Source organism: Fluviicola taffensis DSM 16823 (assembly GCF_000194605.1).
Taxonomy (GTDB): domain Bacteria; phylum Bacteroidota; class Bacteroidia; order Flavobacteriales_D; family Crocinitomicaceae; genus Fluviicola; species Fluviicola taffensis.
Genome location: NC_015321.1, coordinates 2,306,853 through 2,318,195, shown reverse-complemented (window position 1 = coordinate 2,318,195; position 11,343 = coordinate 2,306,853). Strand labels below are relative to the sequence as shown.

Sequence of the window (11,343 nt, the reverse complement as noted above, 5' to 3'; positions counted from 1 at the left end):
GTATGTCGAAGGTATCTTCGCGCTATGAAAAATGGAATTTTAATCTTTCAACAATTTATTGATCGTCTCAGCGTAATCTAAGGAATCATCGATGTAGAATAAAAGCTCTGGAATTTTGTGCATATTCTTCAAGCGATTTCCTACTTCGCCCCGAATTTTTTTTGAATTTACTTGGATATTTTTCAAAACTTCTTGTTTATCTGGACCCATAAAAACAGAAAGGTAGATACGCGCCAAAGATAGATCAGAAGTCACTCGAACGATAGTAACACTAACCATTGCACCCAAGCAAATCTCTTGTGTATTTCGTTGAAAATAAGTAGCCAATTCTTCTTGAATTACACCCTCAATTCGGTTTTGTCTAATTGAACTCATAGTGCAAAGTTAAGAATTGTAAACTCGTTCAACCACAAAGAACAACAAAAACATATCTTTGTACTACATGAAATCATTAGTCGCATTTTATAAATACACCTTTTCTTATAAGGTTCCAGCCATATTGACAATCATTTACAACCTGTTGTACGTGATTTTTAATTTATTATCATTGGTTTTATTTATCCCCTTTCTACAGCTGATTTTTAAGGTAAATGATGCAGTAAGTCTAGTAAAACCAAATTATAGCGGAGGATTTATCAATTTTTTCACCTATTGCAAAGATTGGTACAATTATACCATGAATGAAATGGTGAAAGAAAATCCCAAAGACGCATTACTCTTCGTCTGTATTTCTGTTGTTAGCGCTTTTTTCCTCAAAAATGTATTCCGCTATGGCGCCGTTTGGCATCAATCTCAATTAAGGATGGCAGTTGTTCGCGATTTAAGGGATCAATTATTCGCTAAAGCAATGAGACTTCCCTTAAGTTTTTATACCGAACAACGAAAAGGAGATTTGATGGCACGTATTAACAGCGATGTTCGTGAAATAGAATTAGCTGTTATTGCAATCCTCGAGTTAGTATTCAGAGAACCCTTTGCTATCTTGGTTTCTATTGCATCATTAATCTATATCAGTCCTCAATTAACACTTATTTCATTTGTTTTACTTCCAATTTCTGCCTTTGTAATTTCTCGCATTGGAAAGAGCTTGAAGAAAACCGCGAAAGCAGGACAAGAACAAACAAGTTTGGTTTTTTCGATTTTGGAAGAATCCATTAGTGGAATAAAAGTCATCAAAGCTTTCAATGCCATTCCATTTATCACGAAACGATTCAAAGGAGTAAATTTAAGACTTCAACAATTGAATACTGGAACTTTTAGACGTGGGGATTTATCTCCAATTCTGAATGAATTCTTAGGAGCAACTGTTATGATTTGCTTAGTTTGGTTTGGTGGAATAATGATTCTTGATGATTCCGATGGAATGCTTGGCGGAGCAGAATTTATCACCTTCATTATTGTCTTCTCCCAACTATTAAGGCCTATTCAAGGAATTGCTACTGCTGTGGGGAATTTAAACAAAGCAGAACCTTCCCTAGACCGAATCAACGAAATCTTGAATACGGAAGAAGTAATCTTAGAACAAGAAAATGCAAAAGACCTAAACACCTTAAAATCTGAAATTTCAGTTGAAAATGTTAGTTTCAAATATAAAGATGAATTTGTACTCAAGAATATCCATTTCAAACTACAACGGGGGAAATCAATTGCATTAGTAGGAGAATCAGGCAGTGGGAAATCAACAATAGCAGACTTACTTCCACGATTTTATGACGTAACCGAAGGATCCATTTTTATTGATGGAATCAACTTGAAGGAATTCAAGTTAGAAGATTTGCATAAAAACATTGGAATTGTATCCCAAGAATCTATCTTATTTAACGATACAGTTCGCAATAACATCGCTTTTGGTAGAGAAGATGTTACGATGGAAAGCATTATTCAAGCAGCAAAAATTGCGCATGCACATTCATTTATCGAACAACTAGAAAATGGATATGATACAGTTATTGGAGAGCGAGGAAACAAACTTTCTGGAGGTCAAAAACAACGATTAAGTATTGCAAGAGCTGTATTGAAAGATCCTTCTATTTTAATCTTAGATGAAGCAACATCTGCTTTGGATACAGAAAGCGAACGCATTGTTCAAGGAGCATTGGATGAATTAATGAAAGATAGAACCTCTTTGATTATTGCACATCGCATGAGCACAATTATTAATGCAGATGAAATTTTAGTCTTATCTAAAGGACAAATTATTGAACGAGGTAAACATCAAGAGTTGATTGCATTGGGTGGCACTTACGCAAACTTATGTGGCTTGCAAGGAATCTTTCAATAATTTAGGATTTTTTCACGGATAAATCATTGATTAATACCGTTTAATCATTACATTTCCATTTTGGTTCACTTTTTGCATTGTGAAAACAACCATTCCTTTACAAGGACGTTATTATACATATGAAGCTATTTTGGATTATATTAATTCTTCTCCCCTTTTCAGCGATTAGCCAATTGGTTACTACGCCGCAAAGTGCCGCTTCATTGGTTCAAAACACGCTTCTCGGTCCTGGGGTAACCGTTTCAAACATTGTTTTTAATGGAGGTACAACTGCAATCGGAAGATTTACAGCTGCAGGAACTAATCTAGGTATTAATTCAGGTGTTATTCTTACAACAGGAACTATTCTCAATAATGGTGATGGTCCTCAAGGTCCAAATAATTCGGCAAATTCTGGTATGGATAACAACAAACCTGGATTTTCAGCATTGAATGGTCAAGCAGGTGCTCAAACTTTTAATGCATCAATTTTAGAATTCGATTTCGTTCCTTATTCAGATACTGTTCGTTTTAAATATGTATTTGGATCGGAAGAATACCCTGAATTCGTAGGAACAGAATTTAATGATGCTTTTGCTTTTTTCATTTCAGGGCCAGGAATTCCTGGTGGAACTCAAAACATGGCAAAGCTTCCCAATGGGTCAACTGTTACCATCAACAACGTTAACAATGGAAATCCTGGAACTGGCGGTGTTGGTGGGGGACCTTCTCCTGCTGTAAATCCAGCTTATTTTGTTCCAAACGGAAATGGATCGCAAGCTCCATACAACAGTTCATCTAATTACATTCAATACGATGGATTTACCAAAGTATTGGAAGCTGTTTCAAAAGTTCAATGCGGTCAAACTTATCATCTTATTATTGCAATTGCCGATGCTAAAGATCCAATCTATGATTCTGGAATTTTTCTAGAAGCAAATAGCTTAACGTCAAAAGCTCCTGTTGAAATCAAATATACCATGTCGTCAGATCCGTTTAATGATGGTAAGACCATGGCTGAAGGTTGTGTAACTACAACCGTTACACTTAACAGAACAAAAAACATTTCACAAGCATTAACCATTCCGATTATTGTTTCAGGTACGGCTACCGAAGGAGTAGATTATACTAATATTCCAAATTCGGTTACTTTCTCTCCTGGTCAAAGTTCAATTTCCTTTAACTTTGATGCTTTCGCTGATGGAATTACAGAGGGAATTGAAACAATCATGTTGGATTTTCAGACTCTTGATGCTTGCGGAAACTTAACTCCTTTTATACTTAATCTTCAAATTGGCGATATTCAACCTGTAACGGTAACGGTAAATTCTGTAGATAAATTATGTCCTCAAGATGATGCAGTTCTGACAGCAGTTCCAGGGGGCGGATCGGGTCCATATACAATTCTTTGGAGCACTGGTGAAACGACAGAATCAATCACTGTGAATCCTCCTGCAACTCAAAATTATACTGTTTCAGTCACAGATGCCTGTTTACACCAAACGGTGAATGCAATAGCAATCGTAACTGTTCCTATTTATCAACCAATCGTTTTAGTTTCTACACCAGATATTACTGAAATTTGTCCTTACGTTCCAAAAGAATTAACAGTGCAAGTTACAGGCGGAGCTGGAAATTATGTTTATTCTTGGCACTTAGCAAACGGAACTGTTCTAGGAACAAATGATACAGTTGATGTTATTCCAAGTACTAGTACCATGTACTACATAAAGGTTACCGATCAATGTGACGTTTCGGCTTTGGATAGCGTGATGTATGTAATAACAAGTCCACCTTTGGTGTTGACCATGTCGCCAGATCAATTGATTTGTCCAGGAGATACTGTCTCAATAAGTGTTAGTGCAACGGGTGGGTATGGTCAATACTTCTATAATTGGTTGCACAGCGGAGAAACAACTCCACAAGTGAGTGTTCATCCCTATACTACAACTACTTACACGGTTTCAGTTTCAGATGAATGTCAAACTTTTACTGTAGAAGGAAGTACAAAGGTAAATGTTATTGAACCAATTGCCGATTTTATAATCTCAAGTCATACTCTTTTTGAAGACTTACCAATAACATTCCAAAATTTGACTTCAGGAGGAAATACATATGAGTGGGAATTTGGAGATGGACAGTCTTCAACACTAGTGCATCCTAACAATACGTACGATGTTCCTGGAACTTATTATGTCACATTAATTGCTACCAATATCATTGGTTGTAAGGATACAGTTGTGAAGCCAATTACTATCCAAGAAGAATATTGGATTTATGTTCCCAATACATTCACTCCAGATGGCAATCAATTCAACAATACTTTCAAGGCTTCTATGATTAACATCAAAGCAACGGAAGTATTCATTTATGACCGTTGGGGTCTTTTAGTATTCCATTCTACAAGCACACGTTGGGAATGGGATGGAACATATAAAGATTTAATGGTGCCAGACGGAACGTATACCTATAAAATAAAGTATACCAGTAAATCAAATATCGAAGACACGCTTATTGGGCATGTCAATGTATTAAAGTGATTTCGTTCTTCCTCCGTCAACAGGAATATTAATTCCATTGATATAACTCGCTTCTGGTGACGCTAGAAAGGCAACAGCAGCAGCAATTTCTTCTGGTTTAGCAATTCTTTTCATCGGTGACTCATCTGCCATTTCATCAAAAATAGTATCAACGGTATCTCCTGTTTTGGCAGATTTATTCGAGGCAATTTCCTGAAGCCTTGTTGTATTTGTTGCTCCTGGCAATACATTGTTTACTGTGATATTGAATGGACCGAGCTCATTTGCCAAAGTTTTACTCCAGTTTCCTACAGCACCTCTTATAGTATTAGAAACCCCTAAACCTGGAAGCGGTTGTTTTACACTTGTAGAAATAACATTCACGATTCTCCCTCCACCATTATGCTTCATTCCTGGAACAAGCGCTTGAACAAGAATGTGATTACATATAAGGTGTTGATTAAATGCCGCGATAAATTCACTGATATCGGCATCCATAATAGGGCCAGCTTTTGGACCTCCCGTATTGTTGATTAAGATATCGATTGTTTTACCAGTCTGCAAGAAGGTATCAACTTTGGATTTAAGTTCTGTAGGATTTGTAAAATCTCCCACTAAATATTCGTGGATTTGATTTCCAACTGTAGGAAGTTCCTCTTTTACGGTTTTCAATTTTTCTTCATTGCGTGCCAACAAAACAACAGTTGCTCCCATTTCTGCTAACTTCAAAGCAACTGCCTTACCAATTCCCTGTGTACTTCCCGCAACTAAGGCTCTTTTTCCTTCCAAACTCATCATGAGCAAAAGTATTCAATTTCTAGTTACCCATGAAATGCAAGACTTCAAAATTTTTAATAACGGAATTATTTCACTTCGGTCAACCTACTTTTAAGCGAAGAGTCTTTCTGTTTTTTTAGAGATTCAGGTAAATAGGGTGAAATTTCTCATTCAAGTTAAATTAGGATACCTAGGTAATCCCAAGATATAAATTACAACTTAAAAATGTTTAAAATAAAACTTAAATTGTTAGAATTAACCTGTTTTTTTGTCTTCTCACAATTTGTTAACTGGCGTTTTGTTGATTAATCAATATTTGAAACAATAGTTGATATAAATATTAACATGTCAATCATTTAATAAAAACCCAAAATTTTGAATTTAAAAATCAAACTCCCTCAGTAAAAATAAGGGTTTAGTTGATGTTCGCAAACTATCAGCGAATATTCACAGATAAGGAATTCAAAGTGTTACATCAATAAACAGTAAAAAAAAACATGTTATTGATATGTTAATTCTTTACATTTGTTTTGAATATAAATTATAACTTATGAAGAAAAATTACTATTTGAATAGGATGCTTCCATTGCTCCTATTCGTACTAACCTTCGGCTATGGTTTTTCACAGGTACAAGTCAATGTTGTGCCAAGTGGAGGAACTGCTGGAAACACTAACGGTACTGGAGCTGATCCCATCAGTGATCATTTTGAATCTATCCGATACCAGGTAGTTTACACTGCTGCTGAATTGACTGCTGCAGGATTACAACCTGGGATGCCAATAACTGCGCTTGCTTGGGATGTTACTGAAGCTCCGGGTACTTTAGATAATTATACGGTTAGAATGGGTCATACTGCAGCTACGAACTCTGCTGCTCACGATGCATCCCCTACAATGGTGGTGAAGAACGCTTTCGCCTATACACCTGCAGTTGGAATGACAGACATCGTTTTTGATGTTAATTTTGTTTGGGATGGTGTACAGAACATTTTAATTGAAATTTGTACAGGACCAGCAAATCCTTATGTATCTCCCTACGGAGGTGTTACCGTAAAAACGGGGATAACAAATGGTTCTCGTCATATTCAAGATGATGGTGCTGGATCTCAATGCGGAGAAGTAACTACCGATGTAAATAATAACAAGCCGTATGTTCGCTTAACTTTTACGACTCCTCCTTGTGCTGGAACGCCAACAGCAGGAACAGCTGCGGCAAGTGTTGGAAACGCATGTGCGAGTGTTCCATTTACAGTATCACTTACTGGTGCTACTTTAGCTACAGGTATCACATACCAATGGCAAAGTTCTCCTCAGGGGATGAATACATTTACTAATATCGCTGGTGCTACTGGAACGACGTACACTGTAAATAACCAAACTGCTGCTACAGATTATTTCTGTATTGTAACTTGTACTAATGGTGGAGCTTCTGATTCTACGAACATTCTTGCTGTTGGACAAAACTCTCCTTCACAATGTTACTGTACACCAACAGCAGGAGCTAGCAGTACTACGTATTACCTCAACAACATTACTTCTACAGGAGGAATTACGAACGTTGCTTACACAGCAGCTTCTTACTCTGCATATTCCAATGCATACACTACTGCTTCAGCTATCCAATTACCAGGTACGAATCTAAATGTATCATTAGCTGTGACTGGCGGAGGAACACATTATTTCCATGGTTGGGTAGATTGGAACAATGATGGTGATTTTTCTGATGCAGGGGAAGCTGTGTTTGCTACCACTGGTTATGTTGGTACTCCTTACAATAGTGTTATCCCAGTTTCTGCAGGACAAGCACCTGGTGATTACCGTGTTAGAATGGCCTCGAGCTTTATTGGAGCGGTTTCTTCTCCATGTGGACCTAATGCATACGGAAATTTTGTAGATTTTAAATTAGTTGTAGGTACTCCGACAGCATGTACTGGAACTCCAACAACTGTGAATATAACGCCTGCTGGTTCTGTAAACGCGTGTGATGGTTCATTAGTGCAACTTAATTCTTCTTATACCCCTGTACTATCAAATAACTTTACATATCAATGGTATAAGGATGGAAGCCCTATTGCAGGAGCAACAAATTCTTCTTATACGTATGCAGCAACTTTGGATGCAAACTTTGAATTAGCAGTTAAATGTGCTGGTAGTCCGGCAGATTCAACGATCTCAAATACGGTTTCAATCGTTGTAACAGGTCCTTGTAACGCTCCTTGTACTCCTACTGCTGGAGCAAGTAGTACAAGTTATTACTTAAGTAATATTACTACGACAGGTGCGATTTCAAATTTCGTACATACAAGTTCATCTTATAGTGCATATCAGGATAACTACAGTACAACTTCTTGTGTTCAACTTCCTGGATCAAGTGTCAATGTATCTATGGTAGCATCTTCGGGTACGAACTATTTCTATTGCTGGGTAGACTGGAATCATGATGGTGACTTTGCAGATGCGGGAGAAACTATTTGGGCTACAACTACATATACAGGTAGTTATAACGGCGTAATTGCAATTCCTGCTTCTCAAATGGCAGGTGACTACCGTGTACGTATGTCTAATAGCTGGTCACCAACTGTTACGTCTGCTTGTGGACCTTCACCTTACGGAAACTTTGTAGATTTTAAATTAGTTGTAATGCAACAAACAGCATGTAGCCTTCCAACTGGATTATCAGCTACAGCTTCTCCTGATTCATTGAAGTTAGTATGGAACTGGGCACAAAACGTACATCCAATTCAATCGTTCAAAATTCAATATGGAATGACAGGATTTCCATTAGGTTCTGGAGAAATTGTTCCTGCAAATGGAATCAATTTTGCAGATACAGTTCATGATGCAAGCTTAATGGGATCAGGTGTTTACCAAGTATACGTACAAGCAGTTTGTACAACAGACACTTCTGCATATACAGGACCTTTTACAGTTGTGATGCCTCTAACAAATGACCTTGTTTGTAATCAAGAATTATTAACCTTGGGCGAAACTTATACATTCAACAACGCTGGTCCAGGTGCAACTGTTTCCGCAAATGAAAGCACTATTGCTCCTCCTGCAACAGGCGCTCAAACAACAACTGGTTGGGTGAACTCCACTTTGAATGGAACACTTTGGTATAGTTTCGTAGCTCCAGCTTCGGGATCGGTAAGAATCAATTCAACTGCTATCCCTTACAATGGGCAAGCTGCTGTATATTCTGCAACTAACTGTGCTGACTTCAATACATTTACATTGCGAGCTGCAAATGATGATGCAATTGGTGGAACAAGTTTAGCTCCAAACTTTACAGTTTGTTCTTTAACTCCAGGAGCGACTTATTACATCATGTATGATAAATTTGATGCTACATCTGGTAACTTCAGCTTGAAAGTTTCTCCAATTGTACTAGAGGCTGGAACAGCAGATTCTGTAACAAACATTTGTTCTGGTGAGGTCTTGGATTTGGCAACAACTATCAACTTGAATAGTTATGGTGGAACTTGGTCTTCTCCAATTCCTAGCGTAAATGCAAGTATTACTGATTCAACATTTAATTCAAATGGATTGGCATTTTCGACGTTCAATTTTGAATATCGTGTGGTTGATGGTTGTGCGTATGATTCGATTATTTCTCAAGTGAAAATTTTCGCTCCGTCAAATGCTGGTATGGATGGTACAATCGCAGCTTGTAAAAACGAACCAATTGATTTATTGGCTGGTTTGAATGGAAATGCAGATTTGAATGGTCAATGGTATGATCCTTCAAATGTTTCTATGCCAAACTCTCAAATAACAACTGGTGGATTCCCTGGACAATTTAATTACGATTACATTTCTGGGAACGGCGTTTGTCCGAATGATACTGCAAATGTTGTAGTAACAGTATCCTCAACTTGTAACTGGTTATCTATTGAAGAAATGGCTTTCTTGGAGGAAGTGAAACTTTATCCAAATCCATCAACAGGAATTGTATTCATCGAATCTACTTTTGCAAACGGTAACTTTAACTTATCAGTAACAGATATCAACGGACGTACAATTCAATCTGGAAGTGAAATTATTTCTGGAACGAATACAGTAAACTTAAAAGAAGTTGAAAGAGGTGTATACTTCTTCAAACTTTCTACTGAGAATGCTGAAAAAGTATTCCGTGTAGTTATTCAATAAGAAAAAGCGCTGCTTTTGATAAAATACTAGCGTTATCGCAGTAATAAAACAAAAGCCCCGAAGCAATGGAAACATCTGCTTCGGGGCTTTTTTATGATCATTATATTGCAAATCGACCATTCATTTGGTACATTTGATAAAAACACACAGGATATGTTAATGCCATTTAATTTACATCAGTGGATAGCCGAAAACAGAGAGTTACTGAAACCGCCTGTTGGAAACAAAAACCTTTACAAAGAAGCTGGTGATTTCATCGTTATGATTGTTGGAGGACCAAATGCACGAAAAGATTATCACTACAATGAAAGCGAAGAGCTTTTCTATCAAATTGAGGGTGATATCACTGTTGGCATACAACATGAAGGTAAAGCAAAGGAAATTCACATTAAAGAAGGTGAAATGTTCTTGCTTCCAGCAAATATTCCTCACAATCCACGAAGAGGTGAAAATACAGTAGGGCTTGTCATTGAACGTGTTCGCAAAAATACAGAAATGCAAGATGGATTATTTTGGTTCTGTGAGAAATGTAATCATGAATTAAAAAACTACCGATTCAAATTAGATAATATAGAGAAAGATTTTCTTCCTCGATTTAAAGAATTCTACAATTCGGAAGAAATGAGAACCTGTACTTCTTGTGGACATCAAATGGAGGTAGATCCGAAATTCATTTAATCTGTATCAAAAAAATTGTGGGTTACGTTATCTACAATCACACTTTTGTGTAATCTGAGGTAATTGTTACTTTTACTAAAAAACGAATTCACTTAGAAAAATAATTTATATGCACTTTTTTGTTGGAATCATTTTCCCCCTTCTAATTTCTATAATCTCTGGTGGTGGAGTTTTGTTAATGGCTTACTTATTTCTAAAGAAAACGGGAGATCGTGAAATAAGAGCTGCACAAATCGAATTGAAGAAAGAACGTCAAAAACACTTCCTCCCTATGCGCGTGGAAGCTTATCAAAGAGCAGCACTTTTAATGGAACGTATCCATCCAGGAAGCTTAGTAATGCGTCTTCACAATCCTGGTCTTCCGGCAAGAAAACTTCAAACAGATTTGCTACAAGCTATTCGAGAGGAATATGACCACAACGTTTCGCAACAAATGTTCGTTTCACCACAATCATGGGAAATGGTCAAAAATTCAAAAGAAGAGACTATTAAAATTATAAATTTGGCAGGAAATCAAATGGATGCAACAGCACTTTCGACTGATTTGGCTGCGAAAATATTTGAAATCAACGCAGAAGTTGGCAAACTGCCAACAGAAATCACGGTAGAATACCTGCGAAAAGAATTACAGGAGTTATTCTGATAAAAGAGAGTTCAATTGGTTCAAACAATGTTTAAAGGGTTCAAAGTGTTTAAAAACAATTTTGAACTTTTGAACTTTTGAACTTTTGAACTTTTATTATTATTTCAAAACTATTCGGATTTCATCGCCTACCTCGATAATATCTCCAGCAACAAGTTTAGCACGTTTCCGCGTCTCTAATTCTCCATTCCGGAAAACTTCCTCATCTTCTACAATCAATTTCGCATGACCGCCCGTTTGTGCAACTCCAGTAACTTTTAAAAGCCCCAATAATTCAATAAACTCTCCGTTGATTGTGAATTCAATCTTTTCCATA

At 37.0% G+C, this 11,343-nt stretch carries 8 protein-coding genes; 5 read left to right on the top strand and 3 right to left on the bottom strand.

Going from position 1 to position 11,343, the window contains the following annotated elements:
• Positions 1-39: 39 nt before the first annotated feature.
• Positions 40-375 carry a 30S ribosome-binding factor RbfA gene (gene rbfA / locus FLUTA_RS10120; protein ID WP_013686779.1) on the bottom strand — a complete coding sequence of 112 codons (336 nt, stop codon included), beginning with the start codon at positions 373-375 and terminating at the stop codon, positions 40-42.
• Between the two features lie 67 nt (positions 376-442).
• Between rbfA and FLUTA_RS10115 the strand changes: the two genes are divergently transcribed.
• Positions 443-2,281, top strand: coding sequence for an ABC transporter ATP-binding protein (locus FLUTA_RS10115; protein WP_013686778.1), 1,839 nt, complete (start codon positions 443-445; stop codon positions 2,279-2,281).
• 119 nt (positions 2,282-2,400) lie between these two features.
• Positions 2,401-4,800, top strand: coding sequence for a choice-of-anchor L domain-containing protein (locus FLUTA_RS20770; RefSeq protein ID WP_013686777.1), 2,400 nt, complete (start codon positions 2,401-2,403; stop codon positions 4,798-4,800).
• Here the strand turns inward: FLUTA_RS20770 and FLUTA_RS10105 are convergent.
• Positions 4,792-5,577 carry an SDR family oxidoreductase gene (locus tag FLUTA_RS10105; protein WP_013686776.1) on the bottom strand — a complete coding sequence of 262 codons (786 nt, stop codon included), beginning with the start codon at positions 5,575-5,577 and terminating at the stop codon, positions 4,792-4,794. The two genes, FLUTA_RS20770 and FLUTA_RS10105, sit on opposite strands and share 9 nt — an antisense overlap.
• 529 nt (positions 5,578-6,106) lie before the next feature.
• On the opposite strand from FLUTA_RS10105, the gene FLUTA_RS10100 reads away from it, so the two are divergent.
• The 3 genes from FLUTA_RS10100 to FLUTA_RS10090 all read left to right on the top strand — a co-directional run bounded on the left by FLUTA_RS10100 (position 6,107) and on the right by FLUTA_RS10090 (position 11,027).
• The gene (locus tag FLUTA_RS10100) at positions 6,107-9,706 is read left to right on the top strand and encodes a T9SS type A sorting domain-containing protein (RefSeq protein WP_013686775.1); all 3,600 of its coding nucleotides are present in this window, start codon (positions 6,107-6,109) and stop codon (positions 9,704-9,706) included.
• A 153-nt stretch (positions 9,707-9,859) separates the two neighbouring features.
• Positions 9,860-10,384, top strand: a complete 525-nt coding sequence (locus FLUTA_RS10095; protein ID WP_013686774.1) for a 3-hydroxyanthranilate 3,4-dioxygenase — start codon at positions 9,860-9,862, stop codon at positions 10,382-10,384.
• 109 nt (positions 10,385-10,493) lie between these two features.
• Positions 10,494-11,027 (top strand): DUF7935 family protein, encoded by a 534-nt coding sequence (locus FLUTA_RS10090; protein WP_013686773.1) that lies wholly within the window; start codon positions 10,494-10,496, stop codon positions 11,025-11,027.
• 99 nt (positions 11,028-11,126) lie between these two features.
• Here FLUTA_RS10090 and FLUTA_RS10085 read toward each other — a convergent pair whose 3' ends face one another.
• On the bottom strand, positions 11,127-11,342 hold the full coding sequence (locus FLUTA_RS10085; RefSeq protein ID WP_013686772.1) for an RNA-binding S4 domain-containing protein: 216 nt from the start codon (positions 11,340-11,342) through the stop codon (positions 11,127-11,129).
• Position 11,343 lies beyond the last annotated feature (1 nt).